The sequence below is a fragment of the Methanomassiliicoccales archaeon genome (genome assembly GCA_029907465.1).
Taxonomy (GTDB): Archaea; Thermoplasmatota; Thermoplasmata; order Methanomassiliicoccales; family JACIVX01; genus JACIVX01.
The window spans coordinates 1-23933 of the sequence record JARYLV010000016.1 but is presented as its reverse complement, the minus strand read 5'-3'; the positions used below and the strand labels follow the sequence as shown (position 1 = coordinate 23933).

Below are 23933 nucleotides of genomic sequence, written 5' to 3'. Positions count from 1 at the left end.
ATAAGAATGGAAAAAGGAACGGAGAAATTGATAAAACCTAAATCTGCTAAGAGAAATTGAAAAAAAAAAGGTTTGGTCATCACGATTTCATGATCGCAAGCAAGAAAATACCGATTGCAATCAGTGCGCCGATGACCGCAGCTAGAATGTTCACAAATGCTGTCCAGACGACGTCGGCAACCCAAACATGAACTGTATCTGTGAAGCCGGTGAGATAGACCCAAATGATCCCTACAATTAGACCGATGATCAGTAGCGCGATACCAATCGTCCTGCTCTTCCCACTACCAAAATAAGCCGTGAATGCTCCTGCCAAAACCATGAACAATCCAAAAGTCAACAAGAGTACTGTCAAAAATCCTTCCCAGTCCATTTTATCACCTATGCTCCCATTTCATTTAAAACTTGATGCCTGTAAGTGTCTTGGTGTCTATAACGCCGGGGATCGATCTGATCTTGTCAACAACGACCTGCCCAAGAAGGTTAAAGTCCTCCGCCTCGATTTTTGCAATCAAATCGTATTCTCCAAATAGGGGGTGGAGCTCAACAACCTCCTTGACTTTGAGCAGTTCGTTATAAACCTCATGCTCTTTTGCGGGTGCCGTACTGATCAGAACAAAACCCACAGCCATTTATTCACCAAACCCCCATTACAGTTTATTTGTGTTTAAACTTTTCGCTGTCCTACAGGACAGTAGCTAATCATTTCTGAGAGAGGTCAATGATTGGAGAGGATCTCTGACATCCGCTTCTCAACGTCCTTCCAATCGGGAATATTCGTCAACGACCCTTGTGATTCGATTATAAAAGATGCGGTCGCACTGCCTGCTGCCGCACATTCTCTAAGGGTCATCCCGCGGTATAATGCAGCGTAGAAGCCTGCACGAAAAGCGTCCCCCGCGCCAGTGGTATCGACAATTTTCTTCGAATTGAAGGCAGGAACACTAATCCTGTTCTTGCCTTCGTATATGTCACATCCCTCTTTTCCTTTTGTATTGACAAGGAATTTCAAACGTGTTGAAAGTTCCTCAGGCGTCTGCACATGCATGTAACGCATAGCCGTCCTCATCTCGCTGTCGTTCGCAAAGAATGCATCGCACTGCGAGATCGCCTCGCAAAAATCCTTTTCACTCCATATGTGATGGATTTCCTGTGAAGGGTCAAAGGATATGAATTTGTTCATTTCCCTACATGCTTTTATCACTTTCAGGTAGTATCCTGGTCTCCCCGTGCAAATGTGAACAAACTTCGATTCCCGCGCAGCGCCTATCCTGACCTCGAATGCGTCCATCCGGCGCATTGCCCCTTGGTAAACGTATGCAACCTGATCGTGTGATGAATTGGAAACTATCCAAACGAGTGGCGTCTCATCATCCTCGACCTTCACGAGATCTCTGAGATCGACGCCTCGATCGATCATGAAGCGGCGGAAATCGTCGGGAAAGTCGTTGCCGACGAATGAACACAGAGCCGTCGGAACTCCGAGGGAGGAGGCGATAGTCGCGATATTGGCACCAGTCCCACCAAAAAATCGCTTTTTCTCGAGGATGTCGACCGAGGTATTTGGTTCAGGAAAATTCTCGAGCTGGAGAATATAGTCCAATGCAACATGTCCATAAACGCAAAGGAAGAGGGGAGACATCATGTCCCTCCTTCCCAACCAGAGAGATAACGCTTCTGTTCACGCGTGAGCCTATCGATCCTAATACCCATCGTCTTCAGCTTCAGATACGCCACTTCATTGTCGATCTCTTTAGGTACATTGTATACGGTCGGTGACATTTTCTCATAATTTTCTATGAGATATTGGAGTGAAAGCGCCTGGATCGAAAAACTCATGTCCATGATCTCCACAGGATGTCCCTGGCCTGCTCCCAAATTCATAAGGCGCCCTTCACAGAGCAGGTAAACCCTACGGCCGTCTGGAAACCGGTATTCATCAACGAATTCTTTTACTCTCACCGGTTTGCCGCAAATTTCTTCCAAAGCACTTTTCGAGATCTCATTGTCGAAATGGCCAGAGTTCCCCAGAACGCAACCATCTTTGATGTTTCGGAGATGCTCCTTTCTCACGACGTCCTTGCAACCAGTCGCCGTGATGATGATGTCCGCCTCTCTAGCGGCCTTAGCCATCGGCATGACTTCGAAGCCGTCCATGACAGCCTCGATCGCACGAATAGGGTCGACCTCGGTTACAATAATATTTGCGCCCAACCCTTTCGCGCGCATCGCAATGCCTCTCCCGCACCACCCATACCCTGCGACGACCAGTTTCTTTCCCGCCACAAGGAGATTTGTTGCGGTCATCCAGCCATCGAATGTCGATTGGCCTGTTCCGTAACGGTTGTCGAAAAGATATTTCATGTGCGCGTCATTGACAGAAATCACTGGGAACTCCAACTTTTTCTGCGCTGCTAGCGCTCTTAGACGGATAATCCCAGTTGTCGTTTCCTCGTTCCCCCCCTTTACATTACCCAGCTTTTCCCTACGACTCGTGTGAAGCATCGTGATGAGATCAGCGCCGTCATCGATCACAAAATCAGGCGAGAGGTCAACAACAGCATTGAGATTCTGATAATACTCATCAAGCGTTTCCCATTTCCTTGCATAGACCTCGATGCCAAAATGCTCCTTCAGAGCGGCGGCAACAGAGTCGTCTGTCGACAAGGGATTACAGCTCGCAAGCCTTACCTTCGCCCCGGCTTCAGAAATTGCAATTGCAAGAATACCTGTTTTCGCTTCAACATGGAGTGCCATCCCAACTCTAAGTCCGCTGAACGGCTGTTCCCTTTCCATCCTTTTACGGATGGCAGAAAGAACTTTCATATGGGTACTGGCCCATTCCAATCTTTTAAGACCTCGCTCTATGTCTCCCGTCAAGGCAACCCACTCACAATGTCTTTGACGAAATTGCTCAGCTATCGCTTATCAGTTTCCCCATCAGAACTGCGAGTCAAGATAGCGGCCGATCGTCTTCAATATCTCCTTCAGGTTCTTCCTATTGTCAAAATTCGCAATGAGTTCCTTCCGAACCCGTTGGTCATCTCTCAATTTTTCAACAATTTGTTGCATATTCGAGATTGCGCGAGTTACCTCGTCGACAATTGATACGGTGGCCGTTCTTGAGGTCCTCGACAAAGGATTTAGATCGATGGCGATGACGATCTTTCCAGCCTTTACCAAAGCTTCAGCCCGGTCCCCATCTTCCAAGGGCACGAGAACGACGTCGGCTGTGTATATCCCTTCACGCGTACATAAAGCGCGGTCTGACGAGATCCCCTCCAGCCTCGCATCAGGCTTTCGCCCCAAAACATGTTTTGCACCAGCCCTCTCCAAGAAAGTACAGACTTTGTCTACACGTTCATCAGTACGGTGGAATAAATTGACCTCGATCTTTGCGCGCAAGGACTTCGCAAGTTCGATGATCTCTTTGGCACAGAGCGCGGCGACATTGCCATTCACCGAGATCACAGGATTATTTGCTTCTAGGAGATAGGCAACGGCGACTTCCTCTGCAATAGCTGCTTCTTTAACAGTTTTTTCACCGAGAAGATAATCAAAAGCCTCCCCACGACCGTGGGCGATCAATCCCGTTATTGAAACGATGCCTTCCCGACAAAGCTCTGCAAGACGCTCCCTCGTCTCGAGTGATTTGCGACGCGGGTGATCCTTTGGTATTTCCATGATCGAACATTACCCGATTCACGATTAAAAGGTTCCGATGGCGGTGAGGGGGCACCATAGTGTTCATTGTGTCAATCATCAAGCAGGCGGCAAATGGGGTCCTTTCGTCTTTGTCAACGCGCGCAGAATTGGCTTGAACCTCAGCTCAAAACAAAAATGTTGCAATATGATCCGCATATTAGTATTGATCCACAAGAATAAAATAAAGATTAATATGCGATTCTTATCGCGAGGAGATGTCCGATTAAATCTTTTACGGAATCTTTATATACATGTTTCTTAATGTAGTCTCCGCTCGGGGAAGATCAGTGAACTATCATAAACGGATTAAACTCCTTGGCACTGTCCAAGAAATCGCTTTTGATGGTAAGTATGTGGTCAGGGCGACTTTTGCCCCGAATATCGGAATGAACGTTGTTGACAACCGGAAAAGGGTCATCGGACGTGTTAAGCGAGTTTTTGGTCCAGTTAATACTCCTTTCGTGTCAATAGAGCCTGTTGATAATTATCGCTTGCCTGACGTGGTCGGCAAGCAAGTATATGTTGAAGGGGTCGATGAGGATGCCAAAACAAAGAGAAGGAATGGATGAAATAGAGCGGTGCCCGGAATGTAACAGCGCACACCTCGTGAGAGATTATGAGAGGGGTGAGTTGATATGCGAAGATTGTGGGTTGGTTATAGATGACCAATTCATAGATCAGGGGCCCGAGTGGCGAGCGTTTGATGTGGAACAGGGAGAAAAAAGAGCGAGAACGGGTGCCCCGATGACATACACAATTCATGACAAGGGACTTTCGACCGAGATTTCGTGGAAGAATAAAGATAGTTATGGTAAGAGCATTCCGACAAGAAATCGTGCTCAACTTTACAGGCTGAGGAAATGGCAGAGGAGAATCAGGGTTTCTAATGCAACAGAGCGAAACCTTGCTTTCGCCCTCAGCGAACTTGATAGAATGGCGTCGGCAATGGGATTGCCACGGAATGTGAGAGAGACCGCCGCAATGATCTATCGCAAAGCTGTCAACAAGAATTTGATCAGGGGAAGGAGTATCGAGGGCGTTGTGGCGGCTTCGCTCTATGCTGCATGTAGGCAGTGCGGGGTACCACGAACACTTGATGAAGTCGCAAACTCCAGCCGTGTCGGGAGAAAGGAGATAGGAAGGACATACCGATTCATGACAAGAGAATTGAAGCTTAAGCTGATGCCGACGAAACCGCAAGACTATATACAGAGATTTTGCAGTGAACTGAAATTGAGCGGCGAGGTACAGTCGAAGGCAGGCGAGATTCTGAAAGATGCAGCAAAGAAGGAGCTGACATCGGGACGCGGGCCGACAGGAGTCGCGGCAGCAGCGATCTACATCGCTTCAATTCTGTGCAACGAAAGGAGGACGCAACGCGAAGTAGCTGATGTCGCAGGCGTCACAGAGGTTACAATTAGGAACAGGTACAAGGAATTGACGGAGAAGCTCGGCATTGATATTCAGCTCTGAGTGTACCATTGATTTTCAGACTTCGGAGCCGGAGAACTTGGGTTCAAATCCCATCCCTGGCTCCACACACAGACTCATATGCTTTTCGTTAAATTTTGCCTTCTAAAGAGCTTTGGACAGTTCATTTCGTTGACATGTTGGTAGATTGATTCGATTAGTTCACCCCGCTTCCTTAACTTTCTCACGGGCACTCCGGTTTTCATGTAAGGTAGAGCCAAGTTTAATTTGGAGATTTTCGTCTCCTCAACTATTTGACAGTTGAGAAATGTATGGTACCAATTGTTAATCCATTGAACACAACTTGTGCTGTGTAGTCACCGGGGATCTTTGGGGTTTTGAAGTTGCAAATGTATTGCTCCAAATCCTCGGAGATGCGGTAATCGTGTGAGGTCAAGCCAAATTTGAAGGTTTGGATGATTGTTGATGGGTTACTTGTCTTGAAGATACGGATCTCTAGTTCCTCGTTGTATACGGGTGGTTGTTTTTTCATCCACTATGCCATTAATATGGAGGTTGAATTTTATGGGCATTCTACGTCCAGCTTTGGCCGTTTCCGTGAAGTGGCTCAGATCCAACACAGCCCAATTTCTTATGATATAGTCAAAATCTTCTATCCCCCCGTTGCCCAATGAATCTTGAGTTTCGATGATGACTTTGTAGAATCCATCTTTGAATTTCAATGTGTCTATTTCCAAAATCCAGCGTTGTGTACTTGGGTTATAAGCCGCTGGGGTCATGCTGATCGGCAATGTGAACCCCCCGGAAGAATCGGTCTGAACAATTGCAAACTTGACGCTGGCAACTCCGGTCGGATCGTCGGCCTGGAGATGTAAGTGAATATTCCCTTGCAGTGCAGAGTTCTCGGCAATGGAGAGGTTCGTTATACTGGGTGCGGCGTTGTCCAGGAAAACTGATATGCTGGATTCTTGTGTGTTGCCCAATTGATCTTGGGTTAGCTGTGATATAATGTAATTGCCGTCTGGAAAACCATTGAGTGTGAAGGGCGCGGTGTAATCTGTCCACGCACCTTCGGATTCCATTGTGGAAATTCGGAATTTCTTGTTTGCCAGTCCTGCTCCTGCGTCAGCGCCTTCGATTGAGAACGGTGTTGCTCGGCTCACTGCTGTTGGTGATTCTGAGTTCTGTGGTGCGCCGATCAGAATTTCAGTTTGAGGTGGAGTATTATCGATGTATACCGCAATCTGTTCTGATGCTTGATTGTTTAATCTATCTTCAGCGGTTGCTTCGATGATGTATTCGCCGTCAGGGAGATTCGTGAAGCGTACCGGAGTTAGGTATTGTTTCCACCCTGAGTCATATTGAGAATTGAAAATTCTGTATTCAATTCTCTCCAATCCCACTCCGACGTCGTTTGCTGTTATGGTTAGTTCACTATTTCTTGAAATGTAGACGGGTGAAGTTGAATATCGAGGTTGGCTTGTGTCTAATTCTAAAGTAGGCGGCGTATCGTCAAGTCTAAACTGTACCACCTGAGTCTCGTCGTTTCCATATCGCTCCAAGAATTTTATTTCCAAGTTGTAGTCCCCGTCTTCGCTTTCAATTCCAAAAATGCTTCCAAAGGATAAGGGGGCAGTATAATCAAGTTCATTTCCTCCAAAATCTGGGAGACGCAGGCGTATGTTTCCAGTGAAGTCTTTTCCGGGATAAGTTGGTGTGTCTATCTGTAATGTGGTGATGGAAGTAACAAAAGTTGAAGAGGGGGAATTAACAGTTGGCCCTCCAAAGAGTAGTACCGGGTTTGCGCTGACTTTGAATGGGCCTGCCATTAACACATCTCCTGCCCAGTTCCCTACGTGATCAAAGACTGTTACTACGAGGTACCAGTCCCCGGGTCCCGCTCCTTCGAGTTCAATATGAGGACTCGTGGAGAATTCCCAATGATACGCTATGGGCTGAAGCTCCTCCGACCAGTCCAGATTAGCCAGTTGTTCTAGCATCTCTTGATTGCTGGCGTAAAACCATTCATAGACGTATTCCTTTATACCGCTGGTATCATCATTGCCGCCCAAGAGGTCCACTTGGATGTCCGTGTAGGGCGAGCCAAATGTTGAGCTGAATGTAAAAGTGTAACTTGTTGGGTTGTTCGGAGGTGTGTTATCCGGTTCACTTATTCCATGCTCATCCAATAGTACCCAAAATTTTGATGCAGTCTGCGGATCATATCTGGATCGGAAAGCATTGAACAAGTCATGTATATTCCAAACGTGATCTTTTCCCATGGGCCAAACATCTAACAAACCAGGGTCGGGGTCGAAGTTTTCTATTAGACTGACTAATTCCCCAAAGGTGAGGTCTATTGCATCATGTGCTTCGTTTGCCGGGTCAGTTAAGTCCCAGAGTAAACAGGCTATGTTGCCTTCCACACTATCCCAAGCAGCATCAGAATCATCATCAGAACCATAGTCAAAAATCAAGTGCGCAGATTCAATATCGCCCAGGGATAGAGTGTAGTCAATTCCGTAACGCTCAGAAGCGATGCAAGAGTAATACTCTGCCCATCCTTCTACCCAGGCATGTTCTGGGTTGAATTCATCCTCAAAGCTGTGGTTTCCGTATATACTGAACGGCGGGCCCAATTCAAAGATTTTGCTCATGATGTGATGCCCATACTCGTGGAATATTACCTCATAAAAATCCTCGGTAGATCGTTTTTGGATTGCATAAAGATGAATCCCTGCAACATCGTTGATCATGCCTCTTTTAATGAGGCTCAGGCTTTCGGATAGGTCTTCTGGTAAAAGGCCTTCAAGGAATTCTATTAGTTCTGTTGGGTAATAATCCTCAACTCCAGGTGGGAGCCGCCTATATATGTTCAAATAGTCAGCTATTAGCTCGGGGAGATAAAAGGAAGCAAGCCTCTCGATTGCAAAATAGTCATCGATAAACACGTTGACTTTTCGCAATTCAATACCCGTTTCTTCTTTGACATGACGCCATGCGAGATCGACGATGTGCATAACCTCAAACGCTACTTCGCAATCAGCGTTATCTGGCGCTAATGAGCCGATGTCCCATGTGGTGCCGTCACCCATGTCTTTGTTGGTGTTTGTCTTAAAAGAGTAAATTTTACCACCTAGCCACCCCACTTCGTCTTTGACAGCAGCTGCTCCATTAGACGCCATTATTTTGAGGTAGATGTCTCTACCATTTTCGTCGCCGATTATTGTCCAGCCGTCGTCGTTGTTTACTGAAAAGGAAAAGTACCCGTTGCTATCTGTATAAACTGCTCCGAGATAGGCATCTGGCCATGGAAGATGTTGCCATCCCACTGTAGGATAATTGAAAATCTCTTCATCATAAATTTCCACTCTGGCATTAGGTATAGGTACAAGGGCACCCGTTTCTGAACCCATATGATGAACCATCAGGCGTCCTTTTACTGTGATTTTAGGTTACGCTGCGTTAGCTAAACCAAAAAGTAATGAACTTGCAAAGAACATGGTCACAATTAAGCACACCACTAGACTTTTCCCAAACCCTAGTTTAGCATTCAAGAAGGAATCTCCCAGTCTCGAGAATAAACGTTTAAAGAAAAAAAGTGCAGCTACAAATAATTAAATATTTCGGAGAGTCCGCAATAGGTTATGCATCAAATTCATCACAAGTGTGGCGTGTTCTTTACAAGATCGAAGATTAAAAAGTCAGTTTCGACCCCTAGACTTAATAGGCCTAAAGTTTTTTCATGAAAGAAGGGTCAGAATTTCACAATAGAACTCTTTAATGGTTTTTCCTAGAATTGATGATTCTTCAAGAGTCAAAAAATAAACAGTATGATTTCATCGCTGGTTCAATGGCCGAAAGGATTTGCCATTCTAAAATCACAGTCTGATCTATTGCCCGGTATGCTTTCCCTTGTTTGCCTTTTCAATTACCTGGGAAGAAAGCCATTTTCAAGATTTGCGCCTTGACAATGTCGCCGACGGATGTGGGCCTGAACTCCACTTTAAACTTTTTGAAAGGCTACATCCCTTCTTTTAGGCATTTGCTTGCGTTTTCTATAGATTGCAGGACTATCCCCTTTGTGACATACTCAAATCCTACTCGATGAATGAGTGCTTCCGTTTATGATGTGAAAGGCGCTCGTCATGCATTCGCTGTCCGAAATTGAGGAACCGTGCGAACGGCGTGTTATCGATGTTCTATCTCCTAATCTCTTTTCATATCAAAGAATGCCTTTGGTCTATGACATTCTATTCCTACTTTCCAATGCTTAAAGAGACAAGAACTCATGTCCAGTTCATACAGTTTTTAAAGTTTCAAGGCAATTTCTCTGAATTGTTGATGCTTTCGCTCCATTGATAAACCTTAATGTGCTTTGGGCGTCTTCCCGTTTAATGTCGCTAGTGCCGAAGCCTATTTATTGCTTTTTGCCGTTCCCCCACTGGGAATAGCGGTGCAGATCGGTAGAACTTTGCTAAAACCAGCTGCTTTGTGTTTGATAGCGGGCGGAATCCTCACCATCATTTCTTCAGTCATTGTTTTCATTTGGGGCAGGCTCGTAAGTACGACGCTTGGCACACTTATTGTTATTCTTTTCTTTCTCGTGGCCATTTCCGAAATCTCAGTATCCAGGCCGTTATGGCGCACCGAAATAGGTGCCTGGAAGAGCATTATTACATGGATGGGTTTCTCACTTATCTGCAGGGGACTTATCCTTTACTTCTCGTCCGGCGATGTCTTTTATGCGAACTCGATCATCGGAGCCATTGAAATACTTACGTTTGTGTTTGTTTTTGTGAAAAAGGAGTATTTCATCCCGCCAGAGGCGGAGAGAGCCGTTGCGATTAAGAAACTGGAAGCTTCGCTCGTGAAAACGGTTTCGGAGTGCCCTACATGCAAGGGACTCGTTGAGAAGGACTGGCTTTCCTGCCCGTATTGCGGCTCTGCCCTCCCAAAGATTTGTGGAAAGTGCGGTGCCCAGCTACGGCCCGAGGAGATCAAATGCAGTTGTTGCGGTGCTGAGATCGAGCACCCTGAACTGCTGATCGGACACGTGGAAACGCTCAAAGCCCTTGCTGAGGAAGAGGGTTCTCTTGAAGTGAGGTCTGGTCGGTATGCAAAACTTGCAGAAGCCCTTCTGAAACTCGGCCGAACGAACGAAGCACTCGATGCATATACCAAGGCAATCGAGTTTACCGCTTTTGATAGGAAAAAGAGTTTTTACATGGTCAAAATGGCGACGATTCTTAAGAACACTGGAAAGACCCAAGATGCCATCAAAATCGTTGAAGAGGCGTTGAAACTCGACCCCGAGGATTACGCAGGAGCTGCGAAATTAAAAGAGCAGATCTTGAAGCCAAATGATGAGCGTGAAGCGTGCCGAGTTGTGGAAAGAGCGGCAGCCGCCTGATCACGGCCGCACTCTTTTTAATTTTAGATAATCGACTTTGCCATCAGATATCCTGCCAAAAAGAATCTCCTTCTTCACACCGTGAGCAAGCCTTACGGCTCTCGAGATCTCCGGCCATGTCACGCGGTATTCCGTTGGCACGGCATGAACAAGGTATTTCGAGTGGTGCTTGTCTGGGTCAGCGTCGTAAACTCTGAAATGCGATCCATACTTGAACCCAGTCTTGACGATGAGCCCCCTTCTTCTCAAATCGCTGTATACCCTAAACCTCAGATCGAAGTCCGTCTGGATCTTCTTGGCGCGCCTCCTGAGCCCGTTCAAACTGATCTTTCTACTTGACTTTGCACTCTTGAGAACAATTCTTTTTTCCTCGAGCAAAAAGGCTGTCTCGATCATCGATAGTTGTAGCGCATTGCCGATTCTTTTTCCATAAAATTCTCGATCGTAAAGTTGCTGAACTGCTCCCTCTTCAAAGACCAGGGCTCGATCCTCGAAAAGCACCGCTTCGACCATTTCCATTTCCTTTATTTCCGACGAGAATCGACCTTTTGGAATAACGGAGGAGGCCTTATAATATGTGATATCTCCTTCCTCATCCACAACCGCAACGAGAAGTTCCTTTCTCGTTTTTTCAGATCTTTCAACATCGTGAAGGAATTTTCCAATATCGAAGAGTGATCTTTCGGTGATCGCAGAAACCCAAAATTTTGTCGCGGAACTCGCGGGTGTTCCTCCCCTTGGAAATACTCGGAAATCGAAATCGCTTGTGCCACGCTTAACAATATAACCCCTCTGCCTCAAATCGCGGTAGACCAAATAATCAATTTCGAAATCTTCACACACGCATGCAGCACGCCTCATGATATTAGAGAAACTAATCGTCGACGGCCCCTCGTAGACGACTAGACGTCCCGTTTCAACGAGGTAGCACGCCTCGAGGAGGTCAAGTTCTAGACCGCCACCTGAGCGGGGATATCCATAGAATCCTTTATTGTAAATCTGACTCCCTTCGGCCGCGTCTTCAATGATTACTGAATCTTTGACGATAACCCCGGGCATGCATCTTGCAATTCTGTTTCAGTTATTATAGTTATTCGCTAAACCCATGATGACCACGGTGGCCCACAGTGAAAGCCCAAGGTGCATACCAGAGATTTAAGTTCGTCAAGTATCCTCGCAGAACATTGATAGGGCCTCCAAAGCTGATGATTTATCAGAAAAAACGATAAATTATATATACCATATGTTGTTAACCAAATGTTACCTAGAAGTGGTTAATATGACTGACTTAGACACCGTTCTCTCTATCATCGAAAATCCCACCCGCAGAAGGATCCTTGAAGCACTTGTCAGGGAGCCGCATTACCCGTTACAGCTCTCGCGAGAACTGCGAATGAGCCAACAGGCCATCATGAAACATCTCAAAGTACTCGAAGAAAACAATCTAGTGCGAAGCTTCCTGATGGAGAGCGACCGAGGCGGACCAGCAAGGAAGGTCTACGTCCCGGTAAGAGGGTTCACCATTCTCGTCGATGTGGGACCAGGCTTGTTCAACGTCGAGGTTCTATCGCGTGAGAACTTCCACATCGAATCTGAAACTGAGTTGAAATTACAGGAAAAGGAGCGTATCGATTTCGATCTCTTTTGTCAGAGGTACTCTGAAGTGAGAAAACAGATCGAGGCGATCGACAAAGAACTTGAGGAACTCCAGAACCGCAGACACGCTCTCATAGAGAAAAAGGAGAAACTACTGAGCGAGACAAGAGAGCTCATTGAATCGCATATCGCGGATTACGAAGCGAGACGCGTGATCTATGAGTCGGTCAAGCACCCTACGCTAACGGCGGCCCAGATCGCGAAAGCGTTGGGACTGCGGGATGAAGTTGTCGGAGAGATATTGAGCACGATAAATGGAGGGGGTTGAGGTGTGGGATAAAGTCAGGTTGAAGGCCCTCATGGACCAGTACGAGGAGGAGCTTAAAAAGCTCGCTAAAGAGACGAATGAAAGCATCATAAAAACGATTGAAACAATCGAGAGAACAAGCGAGAAAGTATTGAAAGAGCTGGCAAAAGAGAGTAAGGAAGCGGAGGAAAGCGTGAAAAGGACAGCAAAGAAGATCATCGATGAGGTTAAGCAAGAGACCCCCCAGGTCGTGGAGAACCTGCGGGCAGTGGAGCGGGCTGTGAGAAAACAAATTGAACACATCGAGGACGAGCTGAAGAAGTTATTGACCGAATAGTTTATATAGATGTTCTTTTTAATTACATTATGTAACCACAGGTTGATAACCTGTGGTTGTTACCATTACAATAATGGAGGTGATCGTATGAGAAAGGAAGACCGCGAGCGAGAGGGTATCGTTCCACGATCTTACTGGGGACCACTTAGTCTGTTAGACGAAATGGAAAGGATGCTTGACAATCTGAGAATGGGATGGGGCGAGTCCTGGTTCCCGTCCTTCAGGGCGCTCGGTGGCGGATTCGAACGCGTTCCAGTGATCGACATCAAGGACACCGGTGACAAGTACATCGTTCAGGCAGAAATGCCAGGGATCAAAAAGGATGATGTCGAAATCGAAATCGTTGACAACATGCTAGAGATCCGCGCGAAGAAAGAGGAAGAAAAAGAGGAAAAGGGCATCGGTTATGTCCGGAGGGAGAGAGGCCGACTTTCATTTTACAGAAGAATTCCAATCTATGATGACATAGACCAGGACAAGATCGAGGCGCGAATGGAGGACGGGGTCCTGGAGATCACCCTTCCCAAGCTCAGAAAAGTCGAGGAGAAAAGAAAGAAGGTGGAGGTTAAATAAGACCTCCCATCTTAATATTTTTAAGGAGCGGACAAAGCTATGGACACATCAGAAAAAGTACTCAAGGTTGCAGAGGCGAAATCAAAAGACGCGGGGAGAGGCATTGCACGCGTCGATCCTGCCGTGATGGAAGTACTCGGACTGACGGCTGGAGATGTAATACAAATTGAGGGTAAGAAGAGGACTGTGGCGATCGTCTGGCCTGGATATCCTGAGGACGCCAACAGGGGGATCATCAGGATCGATGGTACCATTAGACGGAACGCCCAGACGAGTATAGATGAAAAAGTTGCGATCAAGAAAGTTAGTGTAAAGGAGGCTCAAAAGATTACATTCGCCCCGACTGAACCCCTGAGGATTATGGGTGGTGAGGAATACCTCAATCAAACCCTTGAGGGCAGGGCGGTCACGAGGGGCGATGTCATTGAGATCAATGTAATGGGTAGGAGAATCGACCTCGTCGTCGTTTCTTACACGCCAACAGCTGATGCTGTTATTGTCAATCGTAATACCGAGGTCAAGATTAGCGAGAAACCAGTAAAGGAGATTGCCCAAAAGGTGCCGAAGGTCACCTATGAGGACATCGGTGGCCTGAGCGAAGAAGTCAAAAAGGTGAGAGAGATGATTGAACTCCCGCTCAGGCACCCTGAACTCTTCGAGCGACTCGGCGTCGAAGCTCCAAAAGGCGTCCTTCTCCATGGACCACCAGGTACTGGCAAAACCCTACTGGCGAAGGCGGTCGCTGGTGAGACAAATGCAAACTTCATCTCGATCGGTGGACCCGAGATCATGAGCAAGTTCTACGGTGAGAGCGAAGAGCGGTTGCGGGAGATTTTCAAAGAAGCTGAGGAAAATGCACCAAGCATCATCTTCATCGATGAGATTGACTCAATTGCCCCGAAAAGGGATGAGGTCACGGGGGAAACCGAGAGAAGGGTTGTTGCCCAGCTACTTGCACTTATGGACGGTCTCGAGTCAAGGGGAAAAGTCGTCGTCATCGGTGCAACGAACAGGCCGAATGCACTTGACCCTGCACTCAGACGACCCGGTCGGTTCGATAGAGAGATCGAAATAGGTATACCTAATAGGAATGGACGGCTTGAAATCCTCCAGATCCACACACGCGGTATGCCGCTGGACAGTGATGTCGACCTCGAAAAGCTCGCAGATCTTACACACGGTTACGCTGGAGCCGATTTGGCGGCTCTCTGCAAAGAGGCTGCTATGCACGCTTTGCGCAGGGTTCTTCCAGAGATCGATCTAGAAATGGAAAGCATCCCAGTAGAAATTCTTAACAAGATCAATGTCAAGAAGGAGGACTTCTTTGCAGCGCTGCGCGAGATGCAACCCTCGAGCTTAAGGGAGGTTCTGATCGAATCACCCAACCTGCATTGGGACGACATCGGTGATCTTGAGGAGGCGAAGAGGGAACTCAGGGAAGCAGTTGAATGGCCACTGAAGTACGGTGAAGTCTTCGAACACCTCGATGCGAAGCCACCCAAAGGCGTACTCCTCTACGGCCCACCAGGTACTGGAAAGACCATGTTGGCAAAGGCGGTAGCGACGGAGAGTGAGGCGAACTTCATCAATGTCAAGGGACCGGAATTTCTCAGCAAGTGGGTCGGTGAGAGTGAAAAAGCGGTAAGAGAGACCTTCAGAAAAGCAAGACAGGCTGCGCCCTGCATCATATTCATGGACGAAATCGACTCGATAGCACCGGTAAGGGGGGGCGATTTCGACAGTCGCGTCACTGAGAGAGTCATCAGCCAGTTACTGACAGAGATGGACGGACTCGAGAGCCTACATAACGTTGTAGTCATCGCAGCAACAAATCGTCCCGACATGCTCGATCCAGCGCTCCTACGACCAGGCAGGTTTGATCGGCTAGTTCACATTCCTGCCCCCAATCTGGAAGGCCGGAGAAAGATCCTCGAGGTTCATGTAAGAAAGAAGCCCTTAGCCGATGATGTAGATCTCGACGACCTTGCAAAGCGCACGGAGGGGTACACCGGTGCGGACCTCGCAGCACTCGTCAATGAAGCTGTCATGCTCGCCATGCGGGAAATCATCTCAAAAGGTGGCGAGGTCAATTCAGAGTCGCTCAAGAAGGAGAAGGTACAGATGAGGCATTTCCTCGAAGCACTCAACAAAGTTAGACCACTCTCACGTTCCGAGCTGATAAAGTACCAGAAGATCGCAAAAGACTTTGAATATGTGAGGTGATCGCAATGGTAAAGGATAAGAGGAGGAGGGACTGGGACGACTTCTTCGGCGGTTTTGATGAAGAATTCGAAGAGATGCGCCGGAGGATCGAGAGGATTATGGAGAGACTGATGAGCGGGGATGTACCATTGGAAAGGGAGCCGATGATCTATGGATTCTCCATGAGAATCGGCCCCGACGGGAAACCGAGGATACAGGAATTCGGTAACACGATACGCAAGAGAGAAGAGGTCGTAAAGAGAGAGCCGCTAACAGACATTATCGAGGAAGCGGACAAAGTCAGGATTATCGTCGAACTCCCAGGTGTCGAGAAGGAGGATATCAAACTGAATGCAACGGAGGACTCCCTCGACATCGAGGTAGACAACCCTGACAGACGATTCGAGAAGCGCATCGAACTCCCGTGCGAAGTCGACCCCGATAGCGCGAAGGCGACCTACAAAAACGGTGTCTTGGAGATTCTACTGAAGAGGGCAAAAGTAAAGGAGAGAGGTAAAGAGATCAGGATCGAGTAGGAAGGTCGATCGGTGATCACTCGATGATCACCCGACCTCCCAGACATACAAGAAATACATCTGACAATGAGCAAGCCTTATATAGAAGCTCGCCTTGTTTACAATTGTGCAGAGAGGAGAGCTCATCGAGGGCATCAGAGACATCTTGGCTAAGGCGGGATTCTATGTGTCAAAACCAATCGCCATGAGGAGCATCAGTTTTGACATTGTCGCGCGGAGAGATGAGACGCTCCTCATCATCAAGGTTCTCAGCAACGTTGATGCTTTCTCAAAAGAAAACGCCGAGGAAATGAAGGTACTTGCCGAAGCGCTTCAGGCTTCTCCTTTGCTCATCGGTGAAAAATCTGGTTCTGGGGACATTGAAGAGGGTATCGTCTACTCGCGATTCGGTGTTCCGATTATTTCAATAGAAACCCTCGCAGACTATCTCTTAGAGGGGGTCCCGCCATTCATTTTTGCGGCTCCCGGCGGTCTCTATGTGCGCCTGGACAACGAATTACTGAGGTCTATCAGGGAGGAGAGAAATATCAGCCTCGGTACACTAGCTGAGGTCGCGGGCGTCTCGAGAAGAACAATCAAAATGTACGAATCGGGGATGGGCGCGATGATCGATGTTGCACTCAAGCTCGAAGAATTCCTCGGTGAATTCCTCGTTTTGCCCCTCGATCCATTCAAATATACTGCTGAGACTGCTGGCCACCTTACAGATCTTAGCGGGATGGATGACTTTAGCCGAGAGGTTTTCATGCTACTCAGCAGGCTAGGATACTCCGTTGTGCCGACAGCACGGTGCCCATTCGAAGCACTAACGAGGGACGATCGGACTTTGATTCTGACAGGCGTAGGGAAGGATGAGACAAAGCTCGTTGAGAAGGCGTGCATCGTTGGCGATATTTCTAAGATCACAGAGAAGAAATCAGTCATATTCTTGAGAAGGGCGAAGTCCCGACAGAATATCGGTGGGGCAGCGATTATTGGTAAAGATGAATTGAAGAAACTGAACGAATCAGAAAAACTCTTTGAACTAGTCATTGCGCGTTGTGGGATTAATGAGAAGAGTTGAACTCAACGGCACGACGATCAATGTCCTGCCGGTTGTCAAAGGCCTTGTTTCGGAGGAATCTGCGGTTGAAAAGGCCTTTGAGCTTGTTTGTCCTGAGGTTGTTGGAATCTCGATATCTCCTGAGGAACTAGAAGGCCTCAGGAGAAAAGAGGATTATGAAAAGTATGAGCCGAGCGATCTTGAGATCGCTTACGGAAATCTCCTCTCGTTGTTCGGGGCGGTCAAAATCCCTCCACCCTGTTACGTTAAAGCTCTAGAACTGAGTGAGAGAACAAAAACCCCGCTCGTTGCGATCGATATGGATGAGGAATACTATACAGAGGCATACTGCAACTGCATCGGTACAATTGACCTCCTCCAAGAATCTTTTTTCGTAAGGAGATTGACCAGAAAAAAATTTGACCTCTCGTCCCCGCATAACTTCGTTCTTGACTGGGACAAGAAGGTCAACGCCACAAGTGGATTCAGGAAACTTTTGCAGATGAGGGAACAATACATGGCAGAGAGAATTATGCAAATGGCTCCGCTCTATAAAAAAATCCTCGCTGTTGTTGAATACGAGAGAGCGAACGGTATTGTAGCGAATTTGGAGAGAACATCGACAAGAAATTAGTACTCGATCCCCTCTCGTGCTCCCATACCGTCGTCGTATGGATGCTTCACCGCTTTCATTTCCGTTACAAGATCCGCGACGTCAATCAACGCTTCTGGTGCGTTGCGTCCCGTGAGGACGACGTCGACTCCAGGGTTACGTTTTTTCAAAAGTTCAAGGACGTCATCAACATCGATCAGTCCAAAATCGACTGCAATGCATATCTCATCTAGAATAACGAGATCATAAAGACCTGAAGTGAGCGCCTCACTAGCAAACACCATGCCTCTTGCTGCTTCTTCAGTGTCTTCTTTCTTGTGCTTTCCCTTCACGACGAACATCCCGGTTCCAAACTGTCTAAGCGTTATTGTATCAAATTTTTTCACCGCTTTGACCTCTCCACACTCCCCACAGCGTTTCATGAACTGGATAATACAAATGCGCTTTCCGTGTCCCGCTGCCCTCATCGCCAGACCAAAGGCCGCCGTCGTCTTTCCTTTTCCATCCCCAGTATACAGAATAACAAGGCCTGACAAGTCCAACGCCTCCTCGGACTCGAACATATACTCCGCTCTAATTAAATACACTTACACACTGTGATTCCCAACAATTCGTAAAAGAAGCATTGCCAATATGGTGGGGAATGAGCGTCGAGAAGATGATCGGGTCAACATTATTTATTCACATGATCCTTATTTACCAATATGCTGGAAATCGAGGTTAAGTCCCCTTGCAGTGATATCGGACGCGTCAAAAGTCACCTTGAGTCTATCGGCGCATCCAGAGTGGGAACATCAAGGCAAGTTGATATTTATTTCACTCATCCCCTTCGAAGATTCGCTGTGACTGATGAAGCCCTCCGCATTCGAAAAGAGGGGGATCGTTGCACACTTGTTTACAAAGGACCGAAGATCGATTCTGAAACGAAGACGCGCGAGGAGATTGAAGTTGAGGTATCTGACTGCGACCTGATCTCCTCGATTCTGAAGAAATTGGGATTCGACATCGCTGGTAAGGTTACGAAAGAGAGAACGGTATACAGGACTGGAGCCCTCATAGTTTGTCTTGATGAGGTCGAAGATCTGGGAAGTTTTGTAGAAATTGAGTACGCAGGTGAAGATTTCGAAAAGGGGAAGGGAGAGATTCTGTCCTTAATGAAGGAGCTACGTCTAAGTCACAATGAGCGGCGATCCTATCTCGAACTCCTATTGATCAAAAGATCAAGAAAAGGTGAATAGCGTTAAAATGAAAATAAATAATTAAACTCATAAAAAGGCGTATTATTGGTTTGCGTAGGGCGAGCCGATTTAGAAACCCATCCGCTCTCGACGTCTACATCGATGATATCTTCTCTACGATGAACGCCTTGATCTGTGGGTCATCCGGTATGGTAAGAGATTTCTTGAATCTCTCGGAGCCATCAGGAAGATAATAACCCCTCGAAAGCGAGATAAATTCATTCTCGCCATCTTCAGTAATCGCCTTTTTTCTAGCGATCTCAATGAAGTTGTTCCTTCCGAAGGGTATCTTCTCAGCGCTTATCGTCACAAATTCTACCTTCTTGCCTGATACTTCATCATCCATTTTTAGCCTCCTGACCGGCTTGTTCGAGAAGGTTCGGAAACCTAATAAAAGTTTCCACAAGACGATAATTCTCGACCTGGCTTTGCCCGCCCACATATCATTAGGCAGAGATATGACTTGTTCGCGTCGAAAGAGTTAGAGAAAAAAGTCGATAAGAAAGACGGGGCACCGACAAGTAGAAATATTCAACTGAAAATTGAAAGCTGTGGTATCTGGAATCCAGGCGCCTGCTGGCGTCCGACCATACAGGTTCTGTCCTCGATGCGGACGTCCCGTCATACCAGAGGCGAATTTCTGCGCTTTCTGCGGACAACGGTTGTATGTTCCATTCGATATTCCCACTTTGCCTTACCCATCAACTCAATCCGCAATGAGTGTAATGAAGCAGATTCTCAGGGGCGTTGGAACATATACAGTTCTCAGCCTTGTGGCCGTAACGATACTGAATATCCTCATTCTTATCTGGAGTGTTCAAGTGGTTCTCCCGAATACGCCAAATTACCATACAACCCTTTTCGTCATCGTCCCTTGGGTCGTCAATCTCGTTGAGCTCACGGGAATTTCGTTCGCGATTTATCATGTCTTACTCGTCATTGCGATCGTGAGTTCTTTTGCATTCCTTATTTGGAAGAGTTGGAGGTTGTTCATTAAGGAGTTGTCCGTCGAAAAACCGGTGGAGGTGCATAGCCCACTTTATACAGTCGGCACGATATTTTTTGCTGTCCTTTTTTTCAATGTCGTTTATTATATTATCCTCGATGCTGCTGGCATCACCCCGAAAACACCAGAATTCGAGGATCGGGAGCTGTGGAAGCTTCTTTATAGTTTTGCTAGTGCCTCCGTCTGGGAGGAGATCGTGAGCAGGATGCTGTTGATCGGCGTCCCCCTGTTCATAATTGATCTCGCAAGGAAACGAAAAAGGAAATTGAAGAGTTATTTCTTAGGAGGCGACTTCCCCCTGGGTAAGCCTGAAATCACGTTCCTCATTATTTCCAGCGTCTTTTTTAGCTCCGCCCATATATTCAGCTGGGATGCATTCAAGCTCATGCCGACTTTTGTTGCTGGCCTTGCCCTCGGCTACCTCTTTCTCACTCAAGGCATTTATGCATCGATCATGCTCCACTTTATGGTCGATTATTTATCGATTCCAACCCAAGTTTTCCCTGGCCTCGCATTTCTCCTCATGATGGGACTGGCGATCCTTGCGTGGGTTGCGGTAGGTTTCCTTTACTTCGTTAATTATACGTCGAAGGCCATTGGTTTCATCATCGGAAGAAAGATCTGGCCGGATTCGATCACTGTTGGGAAAGAACCAAGGAAGCCATGGGGAGCCGATAACCCAATGCAAATCGACGTAAAACAGTATGGTCTACAAAACAGAGAGTCTTTCGGATTCTCCTGCCCATATTGTGGGTGCACCGAAGCGAGATATCGGGATGGGAGATTCGAATGCATGCGATGTGGACGAATTGTCAACTGATTTCGGCGATCAGCTTGGTTAACCTTTCCTTCGATAATTCCGCATCAGGCATATTCCTCGCCTCGATAACCAGTTGTCCTTTGTAATTCTTGAGCGCTCTCAGCACTCTCTTGAAATCGAGCGTTCCGTTTCCTATGGGGAGATGTTCATCATACTGGCCACAATTATCATGGATGTGAACGTTGACGAACCTACTGGTATGTTCGAGAAACGCATCTATGGATCCGCAGGTATGCGCATGACCGATGTCAAAACAAACATCAATCTCGAAGCCGTTCAACATTTCAAACAAGTCTTCCGGCGTTTTTCCCATAGTCACAGGCGTTTCTGGCATGTTCTCAAAACCGACCCTCACACCCGTTTCGATAGAAACTCTCTCTATTGCCTTGAGCGATTCGTGTACGGCGCGATACACGCCCTCCCTATCCAGCAACCCAATCGGGGACCAGAAACCCGGGTGGATCGTATAGACTTGGAAATTCATTCGATTCGCCGCAAGAAGCCCGTCGACGATCTCCCTTACTGCCGCCTCTCTCAACCTGGGGTTTAGGCTCCCGATATTGACATCACTCAAGGGTCCGTGCGCTGAAAAATTCATGTTGTAAGAAGGTGCGACTTCATGAAATGTCTTTTCGATCTCGGGAAGGAAGTGTCGCCCTTCCCCCACAATCTCCCAAGCATCAAACTTCTGACTAATAAAGCCCAATGCCATTTCAAAATCTAACATAGAAAAAACGGGTGAAGAAACAGCGATCATCTGCCTATCCCTCCCCGCCCACAGTGCTCGGCGCGATCGTGTCGATGAGTCCGGTGATGTTCTCATCCTCAATCACAACTTCGATCGAACCAAGAGGCGGATCCCGATCCTCGATGAAGCTCAGTTTTCCAACAAATGCCACTTGTTTGTTGATCCTGAATTTCACCATATTGCCTTCTCTTCCTCTGAGGAGCACAGCACGCGCTGAATCGAGAATCTTCATATTCCTAATGAGCTCACTGAGTTTTTCAACTGAAGTTGCGTTAGCGACGAAGCCGTCCTCAGATTCCATCAGAGTGCTCTCTGGAAAAATATTGTAGATCGCTCTTTTGACTTTTTCAGGGTCTTCAGTAGGATAGCACCTCGCCCGCACTGTGATTATAGGCATGCGAACCGGATACCGGAAAAAGTATTTAAATCGGACTGCTTCATCATCAGCGCAGATGAGGGAGCGCGTTCTCGAATTTCTGGCGAGCAATGGGATATTACTTGAACCAAGTGCGCTCGAAATCGTCATGTCAAAAGACGATCCGATCGCTTTTGTTCAATCTGTGATTTCATTCATGAAACAGCACCCCCTCATCGTCACCGCAGCAGACCTGGAAGAATATATGAGATACCAATCGGCGGCGGAGACTCCTGCTTCAATGAATGTGCTACCAAGCAATGAAGGGTTTCGAACAAACATGAACCAACGGGGTGGTGTTAGGAAGATCGGTGAGGTGAAAATTTTGAAGGATATAACCGGTAATTCGACATGCGAGGGCAACATATCTGACTTTGCGCGGTATTTTTTGGATAGATTCAACGCGATCAAACGAATGCTTGCTCATAGGAGGGAATTGGCTGGCTCCCTCCCGATCTCCCGCGCGCTAAAACTTGAGCGTGATGTGAGGGTCATCGCGATGGTCAACGAAGTCAGGACGACTAAAACAGGTCATAAAATACTGGAGATAGAAGATGAGGAGGAGAGGTGTCTCGCCCTTATCCCAAAGGATTCCCCTTTGATCAACGATTCCGTCGTTCCTGATGAGGTGATCGGGATCGTGGGAAAATCGAATAGGAAAGGCGAAATGCTCATCGTCCAGGAGATCATCAGACCCGATGTCCCCCTGAAAAGCAGATTCGAGCGAAATGGTGCTACCTCAATGATCGCTTTTGCATCAGACATCCACGTAGGTAGCAAGACATTTTTGAGAAAACAATGGGATGCAATGGTGAACTGGCTCAGGACCGAGGGTGTTTCAAGTGGCGTCAGTTATTTGATCGTGCCAGGCGACTGCGTCGACGGCATCGGCGTTTTTCCAGACCAGGAGGAGGAACTCGTTATCGATGACATTTTCAAACAATACGAGATGCTCAGCGAGCTTCTGAAGGAAATCCCGGACGGCGTGACAATCGTCCTCCAGCCAGGCAATCACGATGCGGTGAGACTCGCCGAACCGCAACCAGCATTTCACAAAGAGATCGCGGATCTTTTCGATTCTCAAGTCGTCATGATCGGCAACCCCTGCTACCTCGAGATCGAAGGGAGAACTATCCTCTCATACCACGGCAGGAGCATTGACGATCTGATAGGCAATATCCAGTCCCTTACTTACGCTAATCCAATCGATGCTATGAAGGAGATGCTCAAGAGGAGACACCTCGCCCCAATTTACGGGGGGAAAACACCCATTGCACCTGAGAAGAAAGACTTCCTTGTCATCGACCCCGTCCCAGATATTTTTGTTACAGGTCATGTCCACGGCGCTGGCGTCTCCGATTATCGCGGTGTGAGGATCATCAATGCGTCAACATGGCAGGCACAAACTAGTTATCAACGCATGCACAACTTCAACCCAGACCCTGCCAAGCTCCCGGTCGTGCACCTCGGCACGGGCAAGTGCACTGTGATGAACTTCAATTGATTTCACCGAAGCGGTGCATGAGAGATAATTGGCACGATGAGCAATTCAAGCGTTCCAGAAGAGGACAATCATAATAAAGCCGAAAACCAGCATAAAGGTTGAGATAATCCAGGCTAACTTGAATACGAGTTCCCTTTTCTTCTCTTCACTCATATTAAGAATTTTCAAGCGCGTGCCTCCGCCTTCTGTTTGATGCGCTTAAGGCGGAAAATATTTTCCCTTTCCATCTCCTCGAGCCTGAACTCGATAAACTCCTCTGCTTCCTTCAATTCAGGGATTACCTTATACTCAAGCGCGTTGACACGGCGCTTTGTCTTCTCGATCTCATCGAGCAACCGTTTCATCGTCGTCTCGATCTCAGCAGCCTTGATGATCGTCTCAACAAGTTCTTCGTACGCCTCTGCGGCCTCGTCGATAAATGGCGATGTACCAATAACACCATACCCC

25 protein-coding genes are annotated in these 23933 nt (G+C 47.3%); 13 read left to right on the top strand and 12 right to left on the bottom strand.

The annotated features are described in order from the left end of the window. Positions 1–79: 79 nt before the first annotated feature. The 5 genes from QHH00_06535 to QHH00_06515 all read right to left on the bottom strand — a co-directional run bounded on the left by QHH00_06535 (position 80) and on the right by QHH00_06515 (position 3684). Positions 80–373 carry a hypothetical protein gene (locus QHH00_06535; protein MDH7509038.1) on the bottom strand — a complete coding sequence of 98 codons (294 nt, stop codon included), beginning with the start codon at positions 371–373 and terminating at the stop codon, positions 80–82. Between the two features lie 25 nt (positions 374–398). After that, positions 399–632 carry an Lrp/AsnC ligand binding domain-containing protein gene (locus QHH00_06530; protein ID MDH7509037.1) on the bottom strand — a complete coding sequence of 78 codons (234 nt, stop codon included), beginning with the start codon at positions 630–632 and terminating at the stop codon, positions 399–401. A gap of 86 nt (positions 633–718) precedes the next feature. After that, a complete protein-coding gene (locus QHH00_06525; protein ID MDH7509036.1) occupies positions 719–1642 on the bottom strand; it encodes a carbohydrate kinase family protein in 924 nt (307 codons plus the stop codon). Beyond that, a complete protein-coding gene (locus QHH00_06520) occupies positions 1642–2880 on the bottom strand; it encodes an adenosylhomocysteinase (protein ID MDH7509035.1) in 1239 nt (412 codons plus the stop codon). Before QHH00_06520 ends, QHH00_06525 begins: the two co-directional genes overlap by 1 nt. Before the next feature lie 60 nt (positions 2881–2940). After that, positions 2941–3684 carry a 4-phosphopantoate--beta-alanine ligase gene (locus QHH00_06515; protein MDH7509034.1) on the bottom strand — a complete coding sequence of 248 codons (744 nt, stop codon included), beginning with the start codon at positions 3682–3684 and terminating at the stop codon, positions 2941–2943. A gap of 308 nt (positions 3685–3992) precedes the next feature. Here QHH00_06515 and QHH00_06510 point away from each other — a divergent pair, with 308 nt between their 5' ends. Continuing rightward, positions 3993–4274: a Gar1/Naf1 family protein gene (locus tag QHH00_06510; GenBank protein MDH7509033.1), complete on the top strand. Its 282-nt coding sequence runs from the start codon at positions 3993–3995 to the stop codon at positions 4272–4274. Then, on the top strand, positions 4267–5178 hold the full coding sequence (locus QHH00_06505; GenBank protein MDH7509032.1) for a transcription initiation factor IIB: 912 nt from the start codon (positions 4267–4269) through the stop codon (positions 5176–5178). Before QHH00_06510 ends, QHH00_06505 begins: the two co-directional genes overlap by 8 nt. A gap of 428 nt (positions 5179–5606) precedes the next feature. On the opposite strand, the gene QHH00_06500 is transcribed toward QHH00_06505, so the two are convergent. Next, positions 5607–8552, bottom strand: a complete 2946-nt coding sequence (locus tag QHH00_06500; protein ID MDH7509031.1) for an Ig-like domain-containing protein — start codon at positions 8550–8552, stop codon at positions 5607–5609. A 962-nt stretch (positions 8553–9514) separates the two neighbouring features. Between QHH00_06500 and QHH00_06495 the strand changes: the two genes are divergently transcribed. Further along, positions 9515–10549: a hypothetical protein gene (locus QHH00_06495; protein MDH7509030.1), complete on the top strand. Its 1035-nt coding sequence runs from the start codon at positions 9515–9517 to the stop codon at positions 10547–10549. Here the strand turns inward: QHH00_06495 and endA are convergent, their stop codons facing one another. Further along, positions 10550–11608, bottom strand: a complete 1059-nt coding sequence (gene endA, locus QHH00_06490; GenBank protein ID MDH7509029.1) for a tRNA-intron lyase — start codon at positions 11606–11608, stop codon at positions 10550–10552. It lies immediately after the preceding gene. Between the two features lie 220 nt (positions 11609–11828). Between endA and QHH00_06485 the strand changes: the two genes are divergently transcribed. The 7 genes from QHH00_06485 (at position 11829) to QHH00_06455 (ending at position 17776) form a co-directional block, all read left to right on the top strand. Then, a complete protein-coding gene (locus QHH00_06485) occupies positions 11829–12473 on the top strand; it encodes a helix-turn-helix domain-containing protein (GenBank protein ID MDH7509028.1) in 645 nt (214 codons plus the stop codon). Then, a complete protein-coding gene (locus tag QHH00_06480; GenBank protein ID MDH7509027.1) occupies positions 12460–12789 on the top strand; it encodes a hypothetical protein in 330 nt (109 codons plus the stop codon). Before QHH00_06485 ends, QHH00_06480 begins: the two co-directional genes overlap by 14 nt. Before the next feature lie 87 nt (positions 12790–12876). After that, on the top strand, positions 12877–13362 hold the full coding sequence (locus QHH00_06475; GenBank protein ID MDH7509026.1) for an Hsp20/alpha crystallin family protein: 486 nt from the start codon (positions 12877–12879) through the stop codon (positions 13360–13362). Positions 13363–13401: 39 nt separating this feature from the next. Continuing rightward, positions 13402–15585: a CDC48 family AAA ATPase gene (locus tag QHH00_06470; GenBank protein MDH7509025.1), complete on the top strand. Its 2184-nt coding sequence runs from the start codon at positions 13402–13404 to the stop codon at positions 15583–15585. Positions 15586–15590: 5 nt separating this feature from the next. Beyond that, entirely contained in the window at positions 15591–16100 is a 510-nt protein-coding gene (locus QHH00_06465; GenBank protein MDH7509024.1) for an Hsp20/alpha crystallin family protein, read from the top strand. Positions 16101–16206: 106 nt separating this feature from the next. Beyond that, positions 16207–17163 (top strand): transcriptional regulator, encoded by a 957-nt coding sequence (locus QHH00_06460; GenBank protein ID MDH7509023.1) that lies wholly within the window; start codon positions 16207–16209, stop codon positions 17161–17163. After that, complete coding sequence (locus QHH00_06455) at positions 17150–17776, top strand: hypothetical protein (GenBank protein ID MDH7509022.1); 627 nt, start codon at positions 17150–17152, stop codon at positions 17774–17776. Before QHH00_06460 ends, QHH00_06455 begins: the two co-directional genes overlap by 14 nt. On the opposite strand, the gene cobO is transcribed toward QHH00_06455, so the two are convergent. Then, on the bottom strand, positions 17773–18342 hold the full coding sequence (gene cobO, locus QHH00_06450; protein ID MDH7509021.1) for a cob(I)yrinic acid a,c-diamide adenosyltransferase: 570 nt from the start codon (positions 18340–18342) through the stop codon (positions 17773–17775). The two genes, QHH00_06455 and cobO, sit on opposite strands and share 4 nt — an antisense overlap. 117 nt (positions 18343–18459) lie before the next feature. On the opposite strand from cobO, the gene cyaB reads away from it, so the two are divergent. Continuing rightward, on the top strand, positions 18460–18993 hold the full coding sequence (cyaB, locus tag QHH00_06445) for a class IV adenylate cyclase (GenBank protein MDH7509020.1): 534 nt from the start codon (positions 18460–18462) through the stop codon (positions 18991–18993). A gap of 94 nt (positions 18994–19087) precedes the next feature. Here the strand turns inward: cyaB and QHH00_06440 are convergent, their stop codons facing one another. Further along, positions 19088–19339 (bottom strand): hypothetical protein, encoded by a 252-nt coding sequence (locus QHH00_06440; protein MDH7509019.1) that lies wholly within the window; start codon positions 19337–19339, stop codon positions 19088–19090. 205 nt (positions 19340–19544) lie between these two features. On the opposite strand from QHH00_06440, the gene QHH00_06435 reads away from it, so the two are divergent. Beyond that, the gene (locus QHH00_06435) at positions 19545–20819 is read left to right on the top strand and encodes a CPBP family glutamic-type intramembrane protease (protein MDH7509018.1); all 1275 of its coding nucleotides are present in this window, start codon (positions 19545–19547) and stop codon (positions 20817–20819) included. Here the strand turns inward: QHH00_06435 and QHH00_06430 are convergent. Continuing rightward, a complete protein-coding gene (locus tag QHH00_06430; protein ID MDH7509017.1) occupies positions 20812–21576 on the bottom strand; it encodes a sugar phosphate isomerase/epimerase family protein in 765 nt (254 codons plus the stop codon). The two genes, QHH00_06435 and QHH00_06430, sit on opposite strands and share 8 nt — an antisense overlap. Positions 21577–21580: 4 nt before the next feature. After that, entirely contained in the window at positions 21581–21964 is a 384-nt protein-coding gene (locus tag QHH00_06425; protein MDH7509016.1) for an RNA-binding domain-containing protein, read from the bottom strand. A 55-nt stretch (positions 21965–22019) separates the two neighbouring features. Between QHH00_06425 and QHH00_06420 the strand changes: the two genes are divergently transcribed. Then, positions 22020–23486 carry a DNA-directed DNA polymerase II small subunit gene (locus tag QHH00_06420; protein MDH7509015.1) on the top strand — a complete coding sequence of 489 codons (1467 nt, stop codon included), beginning with the start codon at positions 22020–22022 and terminating at the stop codon, positions 23484–23486. A 164-nt stretch (positions 23487–23650) separates the two neighbouring features. On the opposite strand, the gene QHH00_06415 is transcribed toward QHH00_06420, so the two are convergent. Beyond that, positions 23651–23933 (bottom strand): V-type ATP synthase subunit D (locus QHH00_06415; protein ID MDH7509014.1); only part of this gene is annotated, 283 nt, incomplete at its 5' end.

Excerpts from the sequence above, each read along its gene's own strand:
- QHH00_06430 (MDH7509017.1), bottom strand. The coding sequence starts at position 21,576 with ATGATCGCTGTTTCTTCACCCGTTTTTTCTATGTTAGATTTTGAAATG.
- QHH00_06420 (MDH7509015.1), top strand. The coding sequence starts at position 22,020 with ATGAGGGAGCGCGTTCTCGAATTTCTGGCGAGCAATGGGATATTACTT.
- endA (MDH7509029.1), bottom strand. The coding sequence starts at position 11,608 with ATGCCCGGGGTTATCGTCAAAGATTCAGTAATCATTGAAGACGCGGCC.
- QHH00_06535 (MDH7509038.1), bottom strand. The coding sequence starts at position 373 with ATGGACTGGGAAGGATTTTTGACAGTACTCTTGTTGACTTTTGGATTG.
- QHH00_06500 (MDH7509031.1), bottom strand. The coding sequence starts at position 8,552 with ATGGGTTCAGAAACGGGTGCCCTTGTACCTATACCTAATGCCAGAGTG.
- QHH00_06515 (MDH7509034.1), bottom strand. The coding sequence starts at position 3,684 with ATGGAAATACCAAAGGATCACCCGCGTCGCAAATCACTCGAGACGAGG.
- QHH00_06475 (MDH7509026.1), top strand. The coding sequence starts at position 12,877 with ATGAGAAAGGAAGACCGCGAGCGAGAGGGTATCGTTCCACGATCTTAC.
- cyaB (MDH7509020.1), top strand. The coding sequence starts at position 18,460 with ATGCTGGAAATCGAGGTTAAGTCCCCTTGCAGTGATATCGGACGCGTC.
- QHH00_06505 (MDH7509032.1), top strand. The coding sequence starts at position 4,267 with ATGGATGAAATAGAGCGGTGCCCGGAATGTAACAGCGCACACCTCGTG.
- QHH00_06530 (MDH7509037.1), bottom strand. The coding sequence starts at position 632 with ATGGCTGTGGGTTTTGTTCTGATCAGTACGGCACCCGCAAAAGAGCAT.
- QHH00_06485 (MDH7509028.1), top strand. The coding sequence starts at position 11,829 with ATGACTGACTTAGACACCGTTCTCTCTATCATCGAAAATCCCACCCGC.
- QHH00_06440 (MDH7509019.1), bottom strand. The coding sequence starts at position 19,339 with ATGGATGATGAAGTATCAGGCAAGAAGGTAGAATTTGTGACGATAAGC.
- QHH00_06455 (MDH7509022.1), top strand. The coding sequence starts at position 17,150 with ATGAGAAGAGTTGAACTCAACGGCACGACGATCAATGTCCTGCCGGTT.
- QHH00_06525 (MDH7509036.1), bottom strand. The coding sequence starts at position 1,642 with ATGTCTCCCCTCTTCCTTTGCGTTTATGGACATGTTGCATTGGACTAT.
- QHH00_06480 (MDH7509027.1), top strand. The coding sequence starts at position 12,460 with ATGGAGGGGGTTGAGGTGTGGGATAAAGTCAGGTTGAAGGCCCTCATG.
- QHH00_06425 (MDH7509016.1), bottom strand. The coding sequence starts at position 21,964 with ATGCCTATAATCACAGTGCGGGCGAGGTGCTATCCTACTGAAGACCCT.
- QHH00_06465 (MDH7509024.1), top strand. The coding sequence starts at position 15,591 with ATGGTAAAGGATAAGAGGAGGAGGGACTGGGACGACTTCTTCGGCGGT.
- QHH00_06470 (MDH7509025.1), top strand. The coding sequence starts at position 13,402 with ATGGACACATCAGAAAAAGTACTCAAGGTTGCAGAGGCGAAATCAAAA.